Below are 18165 nucleotides of genomic sequence, written 5' to 3'. Positions count from 1 at the left end.
GTGTTATGCCGTCCGGTGGCCGCCCGGGTGTGCCCGGTGATGGCAGCGCCAGTGGCGCGGCAGGCAGCGCATCGGCAGCCAGCGGTGGCCTGGATGCTTACGGCAATCGCAGTAGTAGTGGCGGCTTGAATCGGATCCCTCCGGCCACCACCGCCGGTGCGGGCGCGGGTGACCAGACAGGCAGTCAGGGCCGCGCTGAGACTGGAAACGGACAAGGCGCAGCCGAGCGTGGCACTTCAGGTCAGGGCGCCGGTCAGTCCGGATCGGGCCAGGGTGGCGGCGGCAGTGCTGACAGTGGTGCCGGCAGCGGCTCAGTCGCGGGCTCCGGCTCTGGTGCCAGCGACGGCGTTGGCGTGATGACTGCTTCACAGCGTGTTGCGGTGCTGGACGGGCAACTGGGTGGTGCTTATGGCGAGTTTGATGGATTAATACTGGCCGAGCGCAGTCGCGCACAGCGTCGTGCCAATGAAGTCGGTGATGACCCGGCCGGCCTGTATGAAGAAGAAGGTGGTCAGGGTGGTGGTGGCCAGGGTGGCGACCGCGGCATGGGTACCCTGCCGGGTGTCACCGGTGTGCAGACGGCCGGCGTCAACGGCGACCAGACCTTCCCCGGCGGTGACGGCCAGGGGCCACAGGCCGGTGGCTCCGGTGGTTCAGTGGGCGGTGTTAATGGTGGCCCGGCAGGAGAGCAGCGTGAGACTTATCCGGTGCCGGAAGATATTCCGCCCGGCGGCGGCGATGATGTTGTTGCCCGCCAGATTCGTGAGGCTGCCCTGCGCGAGGCGGATCCGGAGTTGCGTGAGGCGCTGTGGGACGAATATCGCCGGTACACCGGCCTTGAAGTAACAGGTACAGAGTGATGAGCATGTTAACGATCAGAACCACATTTTCCCTGTTTGTGCTGTCAGTGCTGGCGCTCACCGGCTGCTCGACGACGTCGGTCAAATCCACGGAGTTTGTCCCGGTGGTACAAAATGCAACACCCCTGGATGAATCATTGCTGCTCGACGTGGGTGTGATGGTGTTTGATCCGGGCATTGATGAAGTAGACCGCGACGATCTGGATCGCACCAACTTCGAGATCCGGCGCGCCGAGTCACGTTATGCTCCCTACCTGATGGCCGACACCCTGCAACGCTCCGGCAATTGGGGTGCAGTGCGCGTGCTGCCGTCAGACAGCAGCGTCATGGATGTCTTTCTGGAAGGGCAGATCCTGCTGTCTGACGGCGAAGGCATGATGGTCAAGGTGACCGTCAGTGATGCTACCGGTCGTGAATGGTACACCCGTGTGTATGAAGAGCACATCAGCCAGTACAGTTACGATCAGACCCAGCGTCAACTGCATGATCCGTTTCAGGTGGTGTACAACACCATCGCCAATGATCTGCTGGCCTATGTTCAGGACAATGTCAGCGACGAGCAGATCCGCAACATCCGCACGGTATCAGAGCTCCAGTTTGCCGCCAATTTTGCACCGGATATATTTGGCTCCTACGTGACTACCAGTGATCGTGGTATCACCAGCGTTGCGCGACTGCCGGCGGAAAATGATCCGTCACTGCGCCGCATTCGCGACATCCGCGAGCGCGACAACCTGTTTGTTGACACCGTGCAGGATTACTACGCCACCTATACCCGGGAAATGCGTGGACCTTACGACGCCTGGCGTGAGCAGAGCTACCATGAAACCATGGCGCTGGACGAAGCCGAGCGCTCGGCGAGACGGCGTTTCATCGCTGGCGCAGCGGCCATCGTGGGTGGCATCGCAGCGGTAGGCAGTCAGAACAGTGCTGTTGCGCAAACTGCCGGTATCGTTGGTGTGGGTGCTGGCGCCTATCTGGTGCGCAGCGGTTTCGATCGCAGCGCTGAAGCCCGTATGCATATCGCCGCGCTGCAAGAGCTGGGCGAATCCCTGCAATCGGAAATTGCCCCCAAGGTTATTGAACTGGACGACCGCACAATCATGCTCACCGGAACCGTTGAAGAGCAGTATGAACAATGGCGTGACATCCTGATGGAAATTTACCTGACTGAAACAGGTGGTGTTTGATCCGGATCGGGCAAACGTCAGTTTAGGACAAAAAAGTATGCAGGGCGGTAAAACGGCGAACGGTGACAGAATTTCGGGCTGGGTGTGGGTGGCGCTGGCAGTGTTGCTGCTATTGGCGCTGGCAGTGGTGTTTGTATTGCCTCGCCTGGTCCAGGAGTACGAACTGCCATTGGTTCCGCGTGCAAGCACAGCGCCAGTTGCCACAACCAGCGCGCCGGCAACATCGGCGGCACCACAAATCTCCCCCTTTGATGAAGCCCAGCGCGCGCGCCAGCGTCGGGAAGCCCAGGACGCACTCGCCAGTCTGTTGGAGCGACAACAGGCTCTTGATGAAATGGCGGTCAGCCAGTGGGCGGCAACCGAATATGATGCCGCGATAGCGGCCGCGCGCCGTGGTGACGAGTTCTATCGCAATACCGAATTTGTGCAGGCCGCGCTCGCCTATCAGGAAAGCGACCTGGCACTGGCCGACCTGCAGGAACGCGTGCCAACAGTGCTGGACAGAACTGTTGCTGCCGGCAATGCCGCGATTGCTGCTGAAGACTCGGCGCTGGCCCTGGAGCGTTTTACCCTGGCACTGCGGCTGGATCCGGACAGTGCTCCAGCGCAGCGCGGACTGGCCCGCGCGCAGACCCTGGACGAAGTTGAAGGCCTGATCGCCGCCGGCCTGGCGTTGCAGGAACAGGGTGACTTGCAAGCCGCACAGCAACAGTTTGAGCAAGCCGCTGGATTGGACAGTGAGCACCAACAGGCAGCCGCACTGGTGGCGGAGAACCGCCAGATGATCACTGACGCGAATTACACCGCCGTTATGTCAGAAGGCTTTGCGTTGCTGCAGCAGGAACAGGCGGAAGCGGCGATTGCGGCGTTTGAACGGGCATTGCGGATCAAACCGGGCTCGGACGAAGCAGGCGCGGCAATTGCCCAGACGCGGGAGCAGGTCACACTGAGCAGCATCGCCGGGTTGCAGGCTCAGGCTGAAACTCACGAGGCCAACGAAGACTGGGAACAGGCGGTGGCGGCCTATGATGCTGTGCTGGCGCTGGACAGTAATCTGGTGTTTGCCCTGGAGGGCAGGGACTACTCTGCCCGGCGTCTGCAACTGGACCGGTTGCTGGCGGTGAATATCGAGCAACCCATGCGTTTATCCGATCAGGCGGCCTACGACGAGGCGCAGGAAGTGTATCGTATCGGACGTGACCTGGAAGCTGATTTGCTGGCCGAGCAGGGCAGTGTTGGTGAGCGTCTGGCGCAGCAGCTCGACACCATGGAAGTGTTGCTGGAGCAGATGCTGGTTCCGGTAGCTGTGACACTGAATTCCGATAACGCCACTAATGTGACTGTCTACCAGGTGGGAGAGTTGGGAACATTTTCTGAAACCACACTCATGCTCCGGCCCGGCCGTTATGTCGCTGTTGGTACACGCCCTGGTTACCGCGATGTGCGCGAAGAGTTTGTGGTTGGCTTCGGACGCGAATTGAACTCATTATCCATCCGCTGCAACGAAGAGGTCGCGGCAGTTAACAGGCCCTGAAACGATGCAGGATAACCGCAACACATCCGGCCAGCACGATACGCTGGACGTCATCACGCCGGTAGACTTCAGTCCGCCACCGCCGCCCGGGCGCCGCTTTACCTGGCGACCGCGCTGGTATCATGGCGTGATTGCGGTGGGTCTGACAGTTGCCGCCAGTGCCGGCGTATTTGTGTTGACCGCACGTTCTGTTTTTATTGAAGTGACGCCCATGACGGCCAGTGTGGAAGTAGCCGACGGGTTCGCCGTTCAGGTCGGTCCCCGCTATCTGATGCGACAGGGCGACTACCAACTGCAGTTCAGCGCAGAAGGTTATTATGACCGCCAGGTTGAACTTTCCGTGGGAGATGAGCAGGCGCAAACCCACCCGTTTGAACTGACGCCGTTGCCAGGGCTGGTCAGCGTCAGCACCCGCGACGCGCTGGGACAGGAACTGAATGGCGCGCGCATTATGCTTGATGGTGTTGACCTGGGTATGTCACCGCTGATTGATGCGGAAGTGCCGCCTGGCACTTACGAGCTGCAGGTGCAGCGCGATCGTTATTTGCCATACCGCGAGCAGGTGGAGGTCGAGGGCCGGCAGATTGAACAGGCCCTGGCCGTGACGCTGGCACCCGCATGGGCAGACATCGGTTTCGCGTCCGAACCTGCCGGTGCCGATATCATCATCAATGGCGATGTGCTGGCAGTGACACCGGCGCGCATCGAGTTGTTGCAAGGTGCTTACGACGTCACCATCAAACGTAATGGTTACAAGGCCTGGCAGGACGACATTGTGGTGGCAGCGGGCGTCGACCGACAACTGCCTGCGGTATCGCTGGAAGCTGCCGACGGTCTGGTATTCATTCGTTCTACTCCGGGCAGCGCCAATGTCACCATCAACGGCCAGTACCGCGGGCAGACGCCTCTTGAGGTAGCGCTGCCGCCGGGACAGGAGCACGACATCAGACTTTTTCGCACCGGCTTCGAGACGGCGATGCGTCAGCTCCGGACCGGTGCCGAGGAGTCACGTGAGCTGACAGTGGCACTTGACCCGATTACCAACCCGGTACGGATAGTGGCGGAGCCGGCTGACGCGCAGCTTTATGTAGAAGGGGAACTGAAAGGTGTCGCCAACCAGACCGTCAACCTGATTGCTGCCAGCCAGCGCATCGAGATCCGCCGGGACGGCTACGTGCCTTATGCCACCAACTTCACCTCCCGGCCAGGGCTCGATCAGGAAATACGAGTGCGTCTGAAAACCGAGGAACAGGCGCGACTGGAATCCATTGAGCCGGTGATTACCAGTGCCGCCGGGCAGACCCTGCATTTGTTCTACCCGTATGAGTTCACCATGGGTTCTTCGCGCCGGGAGCCCGGTCGGCGCGCAAATGAAACCCTGCGCGATGTGGCGCTGGAGAAACCCTTCTACCTGTCACTGCATCCGGTCACCAATCAACAGTTCAGACGCTTTCGCCCCGAACATGCCTCGGGCACGCTGCAACGCCAGTCACTGGACCGGCCAAATCAGCCTGCGGTACAGGTCACCTGGCAGGACGCTGCTCTGTATAGCAACTGGTTAAGCGCGCAGGAAGCGCTGACGCCGTTTTATATTGTGGAAGAGGGTGCCGTGACCGGCTTTAATGCGGACGCCAATGGTTACCGCCTGCCTACCGAGGCCGAGTGGGAGTGGGCGGCGCGCGCTGATGGTCAGAGCGGCACCACCCGTTTTGCCTGGGGGGAGGACTGGCCACCACCGGCAGACAGTGGCAACTTCGCTGACGAGTCCACCAGCAATTTTCTGGGTCAGATTCTGCGCGGCTACAACGATGGGGTGCAGGGCACCGCCAATGTCGGTGAGTTCAATGCCAATGCCCAGGGCCTGTTCGACATGGCCGGCAACGTATCAGAGTGGGTGCATGATTACTACGGCGCCGTCAGTGGTTTGAGCTCGGTCAGGGAAACCGATCCTCTGGGTCCGCTTGATGGCACCTATCACACTATCAAAGGCTCCGGTTGGGCGCATGGCAGCATCACCGAACTGCGCGCGTCATACCGCGACTTTGGCGAGGAAGCCCGCAACGATCTGGGTTTCCGTATCGCGCGCTACCTGGGGGAATGACATGGCCACAACGTTGGTAAAATATCTGTTGTCACTGTTGTTGCTGATGCCCGTTGCAGGCTTGCAGGCACAACCATCAGCCGGTGAGTCAGAAGCCAGTGAGCAGCAGGCCGTTAGCGACGCTGATACCGGCAACAGCACCAGTGATGAGCAAAGCGACGCCGGCAACAGCGACACCGACCTGCCGGATATAGATAGCCAGCCCATTGACAGTGCGGATAGCCAGGGGCCGGGTCGTTTTATACCTTCGGAACAGATATCGCAGGACTTCGGTGTCTCGTTTCCGGTGGATATCTGAACCGCTGGGCAGATCCAGAGCCTTAAACGAAGCACACGTTTAACCGTTAAACCTGATCAGGGAAGTACGCATGAAACAAAAATACCTGTCTGAAGTCATTTATCAGATCTTTGCACTGATCATTGTGGTCATCGTGGTGCATGCCATTTATGTCGCCGTGATCAGACCCAACGCCGATATCATTCAGCAGCAACAGACGATGATGCAGGAGGCCGACGAGGACTATGTGCCCGATCGTTCCATGTACATCGTGCTGCGCGACTTCGAACAGGAAACCTGTATTATTCTGTTCTTCTGGGCACTGTCCATCATTGGCATGAAAACCGTGCGCACCATGCGCGAGCGTTCGCTGCTCGATCGTGAGCTGCTGCAGGTGTCTGACGGTACCAGTATTCTGCCCGAAGACACCCGGCACTTTGCGCGACCGGTGCAGGCATTGCCGGAGAGGGAGCGCAGTTATCTGCTGCCACGGGCACTTCTCGCCGGTCTGCATCGCTTCGGCACCACACGTGATGTGCAGGACGTGTCTGCTACGGTGCGCGATATCTGCGACAACGAATCCGAGCGCCTTGAAAGTGAGCTGGCCATCGTGCGCTACATCGCCTGGGCCATCCCTTCGATCGGCTTCCTGGGTACCGTACGCGGTATTGGTACCGCACTGGGCCAGGCACATCAGGCTGTTACCGGCGACATTCTTGGTGTCACCGTCAGTCTGGGCGTTGCCTTCAATTCCACATTCGTCGCACTGGTTACCAGCATTGTGCTGATGTTCCTGCTGTATCAGCTGTCGCTGGTGCAGGACCGACTGGTGATGGACAGCCAGACCTACTGCGATGACCACCTGATCCGCTACCTGCAGATGCCGGGTCGCAGCACACCACAATCCGGCCATGATGAGGCGGTGCAGCCAGCATGACCAGCGCCGTCCTGGAACTGAATGATCACACTATCAACCTGTATCAGGATGGCGACCTGATCAGCAGTAGCCCGGGGTTTGCCCTGAGTCTTGCCGGGCAAACACAGTTCGGCCAGAGCGCGGCCGAACAGAGTCGCCTGCATCCGGTCAATACCCACAATGAGTTCTGGCACCGGCTGAGCATGACGCCGTTGACGAGACCGCTGGCGCATTACCGGCACAACGCCGATATCGCACACGCGCATCTGCTGAATATCGCGGAGTCCAGCGATTTTGAAGGCGATGTGGTGATTGCCGTGCCCGGCAGTTTCAGTCGGGATCAGCTCGCGATTCTGGGCGGCGTACTTGCTAAAAGCCCGTTTCGTGCCGCCGCCATGATGGATACGGGCCTGTTCTATGCCAAGTCGCACATGGCCGGGCAGCAGCGTCTGGTGTTCGCCGACCTGCAATTGCATCAGTTCAGCCTGACCCTGTTGAGCCGCGATCAACAACAGATCAGACGCGAGTCGGTGGCGGTGGTGCAGGGGGCGGGCTGGAGCAATGTGGCAAACGCCCTGGTCCAGGTCATCAATGATGCCTTTATTCAACAGTCGCGCTTTAATCCTCAGCACAGCGCGTTCTGGGAGCAACATCTGTACAACGAGCTGCCGGACTATCTGCAGCAGATACGCACCGGTCAGGCCGATTTTATGGTCAGCATCACCACCGACAAAGCCACCCATCAGGCGCGCGTCAGCGTCGCCGAACTGGTGGAGAGTCTGGAGCCGGTATTCCGCCGTATCAATCAGCAGTTGCAAATGCTGCTCGGCGACACCCCGGCCCCGGTACTGATATCGGAGCGGGCGGCTGCCATTCCCGGTCTGGAAAACAGCCTGCAGGTCCGCCAGTCCCCGTTAGGCGGTGAACAGTTGGCGCAGGCCTGTGTGCAGGCCAGCGCATCACTGTCGGTAAACGGGTCTGACATGCCATTTATCAGCGTCTGGCGGCAGCCTGAAGCGGCGGCCGAAGCGGATCTGCAAACAGCGCCGGCGCGTGTTGTGGCGACCCATATGGTGCTGGACCATAACGCCTACCCGATAGCCGTGTCAGATGATAATGAGACTGTCACACCGTCGGCTTCTGCCTCTGTTTTAATACAGGCCCGGGCCATTGCAGCGGGCCGGACCCTGTTTGCCGGCGACACCCTGAGCGTTGACGAAGGCGTCGAATTGTCATTGATACGGGTGCATCATGGCGGGGCGTAGACGCAAACGCGCTGCCGTGAACCCGATGGGGCTGGCGTTTCTTGACGTCATGTCCTGTGGTTTTGGCGCCGTGGTACTGATTTTTCTGATTCTGGACCACACCGCTACCGAGGCACGTAACGAGGCCGATCCGAACCTGACCGCAGAGGCCCGTTTGCTAGAGGAAGAGGTGCTGGAAGGCGAAGAACAACTGTTTCAGGTACGCAATACGCTGGACGAAGTCAGTCTGGAGGTGGTGGCGGCACAAGGGCTGGCCGATCGCATACAAAGTGATATTGATGACTTCATGTCGCAGCTTGCCGCGCTGGAAGGAAATTCCATGGCAACTGAGGAAAGCCTGGAAGATTTGCGCGCTGACATCCGGTCGTTGGAAGAAGAGTTGTTGCGTTTGCAAACCAGCGCCGTGGAAGAACAGGGTGACAGCAGCCGCGAATTTCTCGGCGACGGTGACCGGCAGTACCTGACCGGCATGTTCCTGGGCGGCAACCGGATTCTGATCCTGCTCGATACTTCCGCCAGCATGCTGGATGACACGTTGGTCAATATCATACGTATCAGAAATATGTCGGATGAGGTGAAGCTGGCTGCCCCCAAATGGCAACGTGCAGTGCGCATCGTGGAATGGATCAGCAGCCAGTTGCCACTGGTCAGTCAGTACCAGATTGTCGGCTTTAATGAGACCGCCAGCGCGGTGATGGCAGGTACTGAAGGCCGGTGGCTGGAAGTGGCCGACCGCGATGAACTGAATGAGGTGGTCAGGGCGGTCCAGTCGACATTGCCCGGTGGTGGCAATAATCTGCAACGGGCATTTGCCGCCGTGGCAGCGATGAACCCGAGACCGGACAATGTGTATTTGATCACAGACAGCCTGCCGACGCAGGGATCAGGCAGCCGCAATGCCACTACGATCAGCCCCAGGGAGCGGCTGGAGCTGTACCAGGAAGCGCTGGAATCGATGCCGGCCAATATTCCGGTCAACACCATCCTGCTGCCAATGGAGGGTGACCCGGCTGCGGCAGCAGCTTACTGGCAACTGGGTGTGTTGAGCGGCGGTTCTTTTATTACACCATCACGCGATTGGCCCTGAGACTATGAAAAAACGAAAACGCGAAGAAGACGGTGCCACCATAGCGTTTCTGGACGTCATTTCCTGTGGCTTTGGCGCCATCATCCTGCTGTTGATGATTACCGAGAATTCCGCGCCGGTGACACTGGAGAGTGCGCCCCAACAGCTTGAACAGCCTGTTGCGGAGTTGCAGCAGGAGTTGTTCGAAATCCGTGGTGAAACCCGGACCCTGAACCGCGAGCTCAACGCCCGGCGCGAACAGTTGTCTGCTTACCGCGAGCGCGTGGCGCGGCTGGAACGGGAGATGTCGAATATTCGCGGGCGTTATGAAACCTCGACCGAGCTGGCGGAAGAGCGCGCCGAGGAGGAAAGCGAACTGGCCATTGCGCGGCAATCGCTGACCGCAGAAATGGAACGCCTGCTGGGCCAGGAGTTTACCCGCAGCAACAATGTCATCGGCGGCATCCCGGTCGACAGCGAATACATTATCTTCCTGATCGATACCTCGGGTAGTATGTTTTACAACGCCTGGCCGCGCGTGCTGGAGATGGTCACCGAAGTCCTGGATATCTATCCCGAAGTCAAAGGCATCCAGATCATGAACGACATGGGCGATTACATGTTTCCCAACTACCGTGGGCAATGGATTCCGGACACACCGGCACGCCGTCAGGCGATGATCAGTGCACTGCGCAACTGGGCGCCATTCAGTAACAGCAGCCCGGTTGAAGGTATTACCCGTGCCATCAGTACCTTTTACCAGACCGGCCAGCGGGTCAGCATCTATACCTTTGGCGATGATTTCCTGCCCGGGGGCTCGATCACCCGCGTGGTCGAGACGGTGGACAGAATTAACCAGGCCGATGCCAGTGGGAATCGTCTGGTGCGTATTCACGCAGTCGGATTTCCGGTATTGTTTGATCTGGACCCGCGTTATCACGACAGCCTTTACCGTTTTGCCACGCTGATGCGGGAACTGGCGGAACGCAATGGCGGCAGTTTTGTCGGACTTAATTCATATCAATGACCACGGTATCAGGCAACGACTCAGATAAAACCAACATAAAAGCAACAATGGAGCAGGCAGTGAGAAGCGAGATCAAACCAGGTATTCTTTCATCCTTGTGGCACTACGCACGCACCTTTGTCCTGTTGCCACTGGGCGCATTGACGCTTGGCGCCTGCGGCGCAAGCACTGTTACTGTCGAAGGCAGCTATCCCAGCCCCAATATTCCGCCCTTGCCGATGACGCTCGGTGTGTACTACAGCGACGCCTTGCGCAATCACGTGTACACCGAGCGCACCGATGCCGGCAAGGATGAATACCTGGTCAACAGCGGCGCTTCCCATGTGGAGCTGTTCAACACGGTTCTGCCGGCGATGTTTCAGCAGGTGGTGGTGCTGAATGATCCGGCGATGGCGAATGAACGTGGCGTCGACGCGGTCTTTATACCCAATATCGACGAATTTCAACTCGGCATGCCGCAGAAAACCCGGCTTGACGCCTATGAAGTCTGGGTCAAATACAATATGCGGCTGACCGCGCCCGACGGCGGTTATATCGCCGACTGGGTGATGACCGCCTACGGCAAGACCGGACAGGAAACGTTTGGCAGCGCCGAGGGTGGCATCAATGATGCGTCAGTGGCCGCGATGCGGGATCTGGCGTCGAATTTTTCCATCAGTTTTACCAATGTCCCTGAAATCAGGGACTGGTTGCAACCCCGTTTGCAGTAGTGTGACCAGGAATCTGCAGGAGTCGGCATGAGAGCAAAAATCACCATGGCAGGACTGGCGCGAACAGGCATCTACCTGATCGCAATGTTGGCAGGCGGACTGGCGCTGGTCGCGTGTACCACCACAACCATTGATGAATTTCGCCAGGGTGATACCGGTATCAATACCGGCGAATCGATTGTCATACTGGGGCGGCGCCAGGGTGCTGCCTATGAAACCCGGGAAGAGTTTGTTCAGTGTGTCGGCGAACGCATGGGCCGCGGCAATGGTGCCATCACAGTGGTGCCGGAACAGATTTTTGTTGACGCATTGTTCCCGTGGTTCGAGCCACGCACCGCACCGATGCGCAGCGAAGATCTGCAGCAACTGATGGCACAACCGCTGGTGACTGACAAAATGGCCGAATTTGGTGTGCGCTATATCGTATGGCTGGACGGTCAGACTGAAACCACCAATCGCATGGGCTCGATTTCCTGTGCCGTCGGCCCTGGCGGTGGTGGCTGTTTCGGCTTCGGCTCCTGGGAAGATGCCTCCAACTTTGAAGCGCGGGTCTGGGATGTGTCATCTCACACCGCCGTGGGGACCATCAGTGCCGATGCCAGTGGCCAGTCTTACGTGCCGGCCGTGTTTGTCCCGATTCCGCTGATTGCCAGGGTGGAAGCCAATGCCTGCAACAGCCTTGCCGACCAGCTCAAGCTGTTTGTTCAGGGTAGCTGAGGCCATGCCTGCCAGCGTGCGAATCCGAAATTTTAACAGGAGGAGTGACATCATGAGGCTGCGCAGTACCCGACACTGGTTGTTAGTGACATCGGCTCTGATACTTGCCGTGGGCCTGCAGTCCTGTGCCGTCAATCCTGCTACCGGACAACCCAATCTGGTGTTGATGAGCGAGTCGCGAGAGCTTGAAATCGGTCAGGAAGAACACGAAAAAGTGCTCGCCAGCATGCGTGTACTTGAAGACCAGCGTGTTAACGAGTACGTCAGCGAAGTCGGCCAGCGTGTTGCGCAAGGCAGTCATCGCAATGATCTGGAATATACATTCACTGTCATTGACAGCCCTGAGATCAACGCCTTTGCCTTGCCCGGCGGTTATGTCTACATCAACCGCGGGCTGCTGTTGTATCTGAAGTCCGAAGACGAACTGGCCGCTGTGCTGGCGCACGAAGTCGGTCACATCACCGCGCGTCACGCCATTCAGCAACAGGCGCGCGGGCGGCTGGGCAATGCCGCCGCAACAGTCGGTGGTGTCGTTGCCGCTGTGGCTACCGGCAGTGGCTATATTGGTTCCGAGCTGGCGCAGATCGGTTCCATCTGGGCGGCTGCCGGCGTCAGTGGATTTGGTCGCGACAATGAACTGGAAGCCGACAGCCTGGGCGCCGAATATCTGTACAACGCGGGCTACAATCCCCGGGCCATGATTGATGTGCTGTCGGTGTTAAAAAACCAGGAAGACTTTAACGTGCGCGTTGCCCAGCGCCAGCCAACCTACCATGGTCTGTTTACCACCCACCCGCGCAACGATGTGCGTCTGCAGCAGGCCGTTGCCCAGGCCGGCAATCTGCCCGACGATGAAGCGCGCGAAAGCGACCACGCCGTGTTTCGCAGCCACATGGACGGACTGTTGTTCGGCGAGAACACCAGTGTCGCCAGCGACCGCAATCGCTACTATCAGGACCTGATGAGTTACACCATGGTTTTTCCTGATAACTGGTCTGTCAGCGACACCACCACCACCGTGTTAGCCCGCAGCCCGGGCGGCGGTGCCAGTATCGGGGTGGAAGCGCAACGCCTGCGCGAGAACAAGGAGCCCCGACTGTACATCAGGGAAAACCTTGGAATCACTGATCTGCAACGCTCCGAGCCGTTGTCGCAATATCGTCTGTTAGGGCATACCGGTGTTCATACCAATGCCGATGGGCACCAGGAGCGCATCGCGGTATTCTATTTGGGGCCACGTGTCTTTGTTATCCGGGCAGAAATCGAGGAGTCCGAGATGAGCGAAGATCTGGAGAGTCTGCTGTTCTCCTCCATTCGTACATTCCGTCCGATACAGACCAATGAACGTTCAGCGAGCAATGGTCTGCGGGTGCGCTATGTGCAAGTGACCCAGGGGTTTGACTGGGGCGCGCTGGCGGCAGCCAGCCCGGTGACACAGTACCCGGAACAGACTCTGCGTCTGCTCAACGGTTATTACCCGATTGGCACGCCCGAGTCGGGAGAATGGATAAAGATATTGCAATAAACAACTCAATACAAAGATCCGCTGGACAAAAGCGAAAGCCAAATAACAAAAAGGTAAAACATGAACAACAAAAACAGAATTAAAACGCTGGTCGTTGCTGTCGCCATAGCGGCCTCGGTACTGACACTGGTCAGCCTGAGCTCGGCGCAGGATAATGCGCCGTCCGGTGTGATCGAAACCCGTAGCCATGTGTTCACGCCCGTCGCCGATGGTATCTATCATGTTACCGGCACCGGCGCCGTCAACCTGATCAGTCACGCCATGCTGATCGAAGGCGAGCATGATCTGTTGGTGGTGGACTCACACGTGTCACCCAATGCCGGTATGGCCCTGATCGACGCCATCAAGTCTGTCAGTGCCAAACCCGTACGGTATCTGATCAACACGCACTACCATTTTGATCACGCTCACGGTAACCAGGTGTTCCCGCAGGATGTCGAAATCATCGGTCATCGTTATACCCGTGAGAAGCTTAGTGGTGAACTCGGTAATGTGCTGGAAGAGTCCACCTTTATCAGTTTTACCGAAGGCGTACCCGGCCAGATAGAACAGATGCAGGCGCAACTGGCCACCACTGAAAACACCGATGAACGGGCGGAGTTGCAGGGGCGTATCGCAGTGCAGCAGGCCCACCTGAATTCACTGGCCGGTATTGAACCCACGCCTCCCAATATTACCATTGAAGATTCCATGAGCATCTTCCAGACCGTACGTGGCGGTGGTCGTGAAATCCAGATCGCGCATCTGGGTCGCGGGCATACCGGCGGAGATGTTGTGGTCTTTCTGCCGGAAGAAAAAATCATCTATACCGGTGATTTAATGGTGCCATTTCTCCCTTATATGGGCGATGCGCATGTTGATGAATGGCCGGATGCACTGGAAAGGTTAAAGACGTTTGACTTTGATACCTTGTTGCCCGGCCATGGGCCGATTGTCGAAGGCAAAGAGCGCATTGATATGCTGCAGGCCTACCTGCGTGATCTGTGGAGCAACACCGAGGCACTCAAGCAGCGGGGTCTGAGCGCTGAGCAGGCTGCCGAGCAGATTGACATGACCGCGCACAGCGGCAACTACCCGCAGATTCGCGGGGCCGGCGCCGATGTGCGGGCTATCCGTCGCATCTATCAGTTACTGGATGAAGCCTGATGACGTTGTAAATTTAGTGCCTGGGTTGTTTAAGCAGCCTCGGCGCTAATATCCTGCAGCGCCTTCACCAGTACCTCGGGTTCCTGCGCGCCGGAGATCAGGTACTTGTTGTTGATGATGAATGCGGGTACGGAAGACACGCCAGCCTGTTGGTACTTGGCTTCGTCTTCACGCACTTCCTCTGCATACTGATCCGACGCCAGTACCTGCCCGGCAGCTTCTGCATCCAGTCCGATTGATTTAACACAGCCCATCAAAACGTTGGTGTCAGATACATTCAGCGCTTCGCCAAAGTACGCCTCAAACAATGCCTGCTTCATTTCCGTTTGCTTGCCCTGCTCATCAGCCCATTTGACCAAACGGTGGGCATCAAAGGTATTGGCGGTCAGGCGTTCCTGCAGTTTTTCGAAGTTGACGCCAAGGTCTTTGGCGATCGCCATCATATTGGCCTGCGCGTCGCGCATCTCGCCTTCGCTGCGGCCGTATTTTTTGGCCAGTGCAGGCAGGATGGGCTCACCCTGGCCGCTGTGGGTGGGGTTGAGTTCAAAGGCATGCCACTGCACCGTGAACTGGTAATCCGGCTCCAGTGCCTGCATGGCGCGCTGCAGGCGGGCATAACCGATCGCGCACCAGGGGCAGGCGATGTCGGAGACAATATCTATCTGCATTTTGTTCATGGTCAATCCTTACAACATTCCGGGTGGGTCAGCTCGTTTGAGATGGACTCTCTATTTTGACAGAGCTGATTGTACATGCTCGCCCAGGCCCTTGCCGGCCTCCTGCATGGTCAGGTAGGTCTGATCGGCGCCTGCCGCGATAATACGGGCCACATGGTCTTCGTACAGGGCATGAGAGATTACCGCCCCTGTGAATCCGCGTGCCCGCAGCTGGCGCGCAGCGAACACCTTGGCATCTACCAGATCCATTGCCAGCACCACTGCGCGGATGCCGGAAAAGTCGGCACCATGCCAAAAGTTCGAGTCTTCAGCGTCGGTGTACAACACTTTGCGCCCTTTTTCGATCTGGGCGGCGACCCGGTACGGATCCGACTCAAGTCCAATAACAGAATTGCCGCCCGCCACCAGATAATCATAAGCCGCCGAGCCGGTACGGCCCATACCCAGTATCAGCACCTGTGCATCGCCAAACTCCGCCGGTTCCTCGTCGGGGTGTTTGCTTTTACGTTCAAATGCGCCGAGAAAGCGTTGAAAGCGCGTAAACAGGGGATGCGCAAAGCGGTTCAGCGGCGCGGCAATCACAAATGAGATTGCTACGGTCAACGCCAGCGGCACAATCCATTCAGGCAGCACTGCCGCTGACACGATCAGGCCGAATTCACTGTAGGCGGTCAGGCTCAGGCCGGCGAGCATGGCATTGCGCGCGCGCAGCCGGAACAGGATGAGGATAAAGAAAAACAGCAAACCCTTCAGCGGCAAGATAAGGGCAAACACTAATGCGAATGCCAGGTCGCTCATATCGGGCAGGCCCTGCATGCCGATTTCCAGAAAGAAACCGACCAGGAAGATTTCCTTCAGACTCCACAGGGAGTTGGACATCTCGGTGGCGCGCTTGTGATTGGCTAGCAACACGCCCATCAACAGTGCGCCGATTTCCCCGCTAACGCCCACCATCTGGAACCCGTAGCCACCTATAACCAGGGCCAGCACCATGCCCATCAGCACGAGGATTTCATCGTGGCCGCTGAGGTCGAGCAATTTATGCAATACCGGTCGCAGCAGAGGCAGGCCAAGAATCCACAGCGCCCAGATGGACGGTGTCTCCCCGCTCCACACGGCAATGACGCCCAGTGCGATGATGTCCTGAATGATCAGAATGCCGATGGCAACCCGGCCGTGGAAGGCGCCGATCTCTCGCTTGCCTTCCAGTATCTTGGCGGCCAGCACCGTGCTGGAAAAACCCAGGGCCATGGCGATCAGCAGGGCCGTATTCCAGTCCAGGTCCATGAAAAAGTAGATGCCTGGCGTAAACACACCCACGGTGATGGCGAAATGAATCAAACCGCCACCGATTACCTGGGGTTGCACAAGCTGGCTGATCTTGAGCTTCAGCCCCACTGTGAACAGCAGCATCAGCACACCGAGGTGGGCGACATAATGCAGAATGTCCCCTGCCGTTTCGGGCAGGCCGAGCATGGGGCCAAAGGCGTTCAGAGCGAACCCCGCCGCCAGAAAACCCACCAGTGGTGGCAGCCCAATCTGTTTGACTAAAAGGCCCGCAAAAAAAGCAAAGCTGAGGACCAGCACCTCAAACATGTGGTATTCCTTTGATCCGAGTCAGGTAATTTTCAACGTGACTGTATTAAATTGTTCAATGGCACGCTAACTAGAGTAACATCATATTACACCTGCGCCACGGAACGAATTCCTGACCCAGTCAACGTCCCCGCAAAGCGCCGTTTCTATCGAGCACGACACACGAGCATCCGGAGCATCGCCCATGAAAGCCAGAATTTTCGTTTTTTTAATCACGGCCCTGTTTACACTGCCTGCCACACTATACGCGCAGGACTCAGCTGACGGTGTCTGGGACTTCGTCATGACTGGCCCGGCCGGCGATGTCACGGCAGTCGTCGATCTGTACGTCGATGGCGCCTCAGTGATCGGTCAGTTTCAACTGGAAGATGGCCGCGTGTGGCCGATCAGCAATGCCCAGGTCAACGGCAATACCATCAGCTTTGACCTGGAACGCGGCGACTCCGGTGTCATCTATGAAATGTCTGCCACCATTGACGGTGATCAGGCAACCGGCACCGCAACCGCGATGGGGACGACCCGCGAGTGGCGCATGACGCGAGCGCAGTAGGTTGGCGTTCCTGGTCACGTTGATCTTCAACCGCGCCAGGCTGCCATTTGGCTGAAAACCATTCTGCATACAACAAGAGAAACCCGGCATGCCAGTTCACATGATACGTCGCTTTCTGTTCATTGCATGGCTGGCGCTTTGCCTGCCCATTACTGCGTTTGCCCAGAACCCGCCGACACAACATACCGTCACCTCAGACGGGCATCCACTGGCCCTGTGGGAAAAGTCTGTTGCCAATCCCAAAGGCCACATACTGCTGCACCATGGCCGCACCTGGAGCGCCTTGCCTGATTTCGACTTGCAGGTACCCGGAGAAGATCTGTCGCTGATGGCAGGTTTTAACGCGCTGGGCTACAGTGTCTGGGCGCTCGACGCACGGGGTTATGGTGGCACACCACGCGATGCCAGTGACTGGCTGACGCCTGACAAGGCCGCACAGGATCTGGCGGTGGCACTGGACTGGCTGCACGAACGCACCGGGCAACAGATTAACGTGTGGGGCTGGTCATACGGGGCCATGGTGGCGCAGCTGACAGCCCAGCGTTATCCGCAGGCGATTCGCAGTGTCACGTTGTTCGGTTACCCAACCGACCCCGATGTGGAAGTGCCGGTTGCTGCGCAGGAAAGTGAGCCGGAACGCCGCATCAATACGGCCGAGGCCGCAGCCTCTGACTTCATTGTGCCCGGCTCAATCAGTGAAGCGGCCATTGCCGCCTACGTTGACGCGGCGTTGGCTGCCGACCCGGTAAGGGTTGACTGGCATCAGTTGCATCAGTGGAATGCGCTGGAGGGTGCGGCACTGGAGGTGCCGGTGCTGCTGTTGCAGGCCGAGTTCGACCCACTGGCAAACACCGATGCCCATGCCCGCCTGTTTGTGAACATCGCCAACCCCAACAAGCAGTGGGTTGTGCTTGCCGGCGGCGATCATGCCGCCTTGCTGGAAACCCCGCGGGCGCGGTTGATCAAGGCGTCAGTGGATTTTATTGAATGGCTGGCGCTGTAAGCCTC

General features: G+C 58.3%; 17 protein-coding genes. 15 read left to right on the top strand and 2 right to left on the bottom strand.

Features of this window, described 5'->3' with window-relative positions:
• Positions 1-5: 5 nt before the first annotated feature.
• The 13 genes from ENH71_RS03065 (at position 6) to ENH71_RS03005 (ending at position 14334) form a co-directional block, all read left to right on the top strand.
• Positions 6-860, top strand: a complete 855-nt coding sequence (locus tag ENH71_RS03065) for a hypothetical protein (protein WP_294135963.1) — start codon at positions 6-8, stop codon at positions 858-860.
• A 5-nt stretch (positions 861-865) separates the two neighbouring features.
• The gene (locus ENH71_RS03060; RefSeq protein WP_294135965.1) at positions 866-2050 is read left to right on the top strand and encodes a hypothetical protein; all 1185 of its coding nucleotides are present in this window, start codon (positions 866-868) and stop codon (positions 2048-2050) included.
• 37 nt (positions 2051-2087) lie between these two features.
• Positions 2088-3584 carry a hypothetical protein gene (locus tag ENH71_RS03055; RefSeq protein WP_294135967.1) on the top strand — a complete coding sequence of 499 codons (1497 nt, stop codon included), beginning with the start codon at positions 2088-2090 and terminating at the stop codon, positions 3582-3584.
• Between the two features lie 4 nt (positions 3585-3588).
• On the top strand, positions 3589-5685 hold the full coding sequence (locus tag ENH71_RS03050; RefSeq protein ID WP_294135969.1) for a PEGA domain-containing protein: 2097 nt from the start codon (positions 3589-3591) through the stop codon (positions 5683-5685).
• Between the two features lies 1 nt (position 5686).
• Entirely contained in the window at positions 5687-5983 is a 297-nt protein-coding gene (locus tag ENH71_RS03045) for a hypothetical protein (protein ID WP_294135973.1), read from the top strand.
• Positions 5984-6053: 70 nt separating this feature from the next.
• A complete protein-coding gene (locus ENH71_RS03040; RefSeq protein WP_294135976.1) occupies positions 6054-6899 on the top strand; it encodes a MotA/TolQ/ExbB proton channel family protein in 846 nt (281 codons plus the stop codon).
• Positions 6896-8143 (top strand): hypothetical protein, encoded by a 1248-nt coding sequence (locus ENH71_RS03035; protein ID WP_294135977.1) that lies wholly within the window; start codon positions 6896-6898, stop codon positions 8141-8143. Before ENH71_RS03040 ends, ENH71_RS03035 begins: the two co-directional genes overlap by 4 nt.
• Positions 8130-9230: a vWA domain-containing protein gene (locus ENH71_RS03030; protein ID WP_294135980.1), complete on the top strand. Its 1101-nt coding sequence runs from the start codon at positions 8130-8132 to the stop codon at positions 9228-9230. The genes ENH71_RS03035 and ENH71_RS03030 overlap by 14 nt, the downstream gene beginning before the upstream one ends.
• 4 nt (positions 9231-9234) lie before the next feature.
• Positions 9235-10236: a VWA domain-containing protein gene (locus tag ENH71_RS03025; protein WP_294135981.1), complete on the top strand. Its 1002-nt coding sequence runs from the start codon at positions 9235-9237 to the stop codon at positions 10234-10236.
• Positions 10237-10295: 59 nt separating this feature from the next.
• Positions 10296-10946: a hypothetical protein gene (locus ENH71_RS03020; RefSeq protein ID WP_294135982.1), complete on the top strand. Its 651-nt coding sequence runs from the start codon at positions 10296-10298 to the stop codon at positions 10944-10946.
• A gap of 27 nt (positions 10947-10973) precedes the next feature.
• Positions 10974-11663, top strand: coding sequence for a hypothetical protein (locus ENH71_RS03015; protein WP_294135985.1), 690 nt, complete (start codon positions 10974-10976; stop codon positions 11661-11663).
• Positions 11664-11715: 52 nt separating this feature from the next.
• On the top strand, positions 11716-13188 hold the full coding sequence (locus ENH71_RS03010; RefSeq protein ID WP_294135987.1) for a M48 family metalloprotease: 1473 nt from the start codon (positions 11716-11718) through the stop codon (positions 13186-13188).
• A 60-nt stretch (positions 13189-13248) separates the two neighbouring features.
• Positions 13249-14334 carry an MBL fold metallo-hydrolase gene (locus tag ENH71_RS03005; RefSeq protein WP_294135989.1) on the top strand — a complete coding sequence of 362 codons (1086 nt, stop codon included), beginning with the start codon at positions 13249-13251 and terminating at the stop codon, positions 14332-14334.
• A gap of 29 nt (positions 14335-14363) precedes the next feature.
• Here ENH71_RS03005 and ENH71_RS03000 read toward each other — a convergent pair whose 3' ends face one another.
• Positions 14364-15011, bottom strand: coding sequence for a DsbA family oxidoreductase (locus tag ENH71_RS03000; protein WP_294135993.1), 648 nt, complete (start codon positions 15009-15011; stop codon positions 14364-14366).
• A 51-nt stretch (positions 15012-15062) separates the two neighbouring features.
• A complete protein-coding gene (locus ENH71_RS02995) occupies positions 15063-16607 on the bottom strand; it encodes a cation:proton antiporter domain-containing protein (protein WP_294135995.1) in 1545 nt (514 codons plus the stop codon).
• A gap of 184 nt (positions 16608-16791) precedes the next feature.
• Here ENH71_RS02995 and ENH71_RS02990 point away from each other — a divergent pair, with 184 nt between their 5' ends.
• Both ENH71_RS02990 and ENH71_RS02985 read left to right on the top strand, forming a co-directional pair.
• Entirely contained in the window at positions 16792-17157 is a 366-nt protein-coding gene (locus ENH71_RS02990) for a hypothetical protein (RefSeq protein WP_294136000.1), read from the top strand.
• Positions 17158-17245: 88 nt separating this feature from the next.
• Positions 17246-18160 (top strand): alpha/beta hydrolase, encoded by a 915-nt coding sequence (locus ENH71_RS02985; protein WP_294136003.1) that lies wholly within the window; start codon positions 17246-17248, stop codon positions 18158-18160.
• Positions 18161-18165: the final 5 nt, after the last annotated feature.

This window comes from Pseudohongiella sp., assembly GCF_011050365.1.
Lineage (GTDB): Bacteria > Pseudomonadota > Gammaproteobacteria > Pseudomonadales > Pseudohongiellaceae > Pseudohongiella.
This window is presented reverse-complemented; position numbering and strand designations above follow the sequence as displayed.

Excerpts from the sequence above, each read along its gene's own strand:
- ENH71_RS03065 (WP_294135963.1), top strand. The coding sequence starts at position 6 with ATGCCGTCCGGTGGCCGCCCGGGTGTGCCCGGTGATGGCAGCGCCAGT.
- ENH71_RS03060 (WP_294135965.1), top strand. The coding sequence starts at position 866 with ATGTTAACGATCAGAACCACATTTTCCCTGTTTGTGCTGTCAGTGCTG.
- ENH71_RS03055 (WP_294135967.1), top strand. The coding sequence starts at position 2,088 with ATGCAGGGCGGTAAAACGGCGAACGGTGACAGAATTTCGGGCTGGGTG.
- ENH71_RS03050 (WP_294135969.1), top strand. The coding sequence starts at position 3,589 with ATGCAGGATAACCGCAACACATCCGGCCAGCACGATACGCTGGACGTC.
- ENH71_RS03045 (WP_294135973.1), top strand. The coding sequence starts at position 5,687 with ATGGCCACAACGTTGGTAAAATATCTGTTGTCACTGTTGTTGCTGATG.
- ENH71_RS03040 (WP_294135976.1), top strand. The coding sequence starts at position 6,054 with ATGAAACAAAAATACCTGTCTGAAGTCATTTATCAGATCTTTGCACTG.
- ENH71_RS03035 (WP_294135977.1), top strand. The coding sequence starts at position 6,896 with ATGACCAGCGCCGTCCTGGAACTGAATGATCACACTATCAACCTGTAT.
- ENH71_RS03030 (WP_294135980.1), top strand. The coding sequence starts at position 8,130 with ATGGCGGGGCGTAGACGCAAACGCGCTGCCGTGAACCCGATGGGGCTG.
- ENH71_RS03025 (WP_294135981.1), top strand. The coding sequence starts at position 9,235 with ATGAAAAAACGAAAACGCGAAGAAGACGGTGCCACCATAGCGTTTCTG.
- ENH71_RS03015 (WP_294135985.1), top strand. The coding sequence starts at position 10,974 with ATGAGAGCAAAAATCACCATGGCAGGACTGGCGCGAACAGGCATCTAC.
- ENH71_RS03010 (WP_294135987.1), top strand. The coding sequence starts at position 11,716 with ATGAGGCTGCGCAGTACCCGACACTGGTTGTTAGTGACATCGGCTCTG.
- ENH71_RS03005 (WP_294135989.1), top strand. The coding sequence starts at position 13,249 with ATGAACAACAAAAACAGAATTAAAACGCTGGTCGTTGCTGTCGCCATA.
- ENH71_RS03000 (WP_294135993.1), bottom strand. The coding sequence starts at position 15,011 with ATGAACAAAATGCAGATAGATATTGTCTCCGACATCGCCTGCCCCTGG.
- ENH71_RS02995 (WP_294135995.1), bottom strand. The coding sequence starts at position 16,607 with ATGTTTGAGGTGCTGGTCCTCAGCTTTGCTTTTTTTGCGGGCCTTTTA.
- ENH71_RS02990 (WP_294136000.1), top strand. The coding sequence starts at position 16,792 with ATGAAAGCCAGAATTTTCGTTTTTTTAATCACGGCCCTGTTTACACTG.
- ENH71_RS02985 (WP_294136003.1), top strand. The coding sequence starts at position 17,246 with ATGCCAGTTCACATGATACGTCGCTTTCTGTTCATTGCATGGCTGGCG.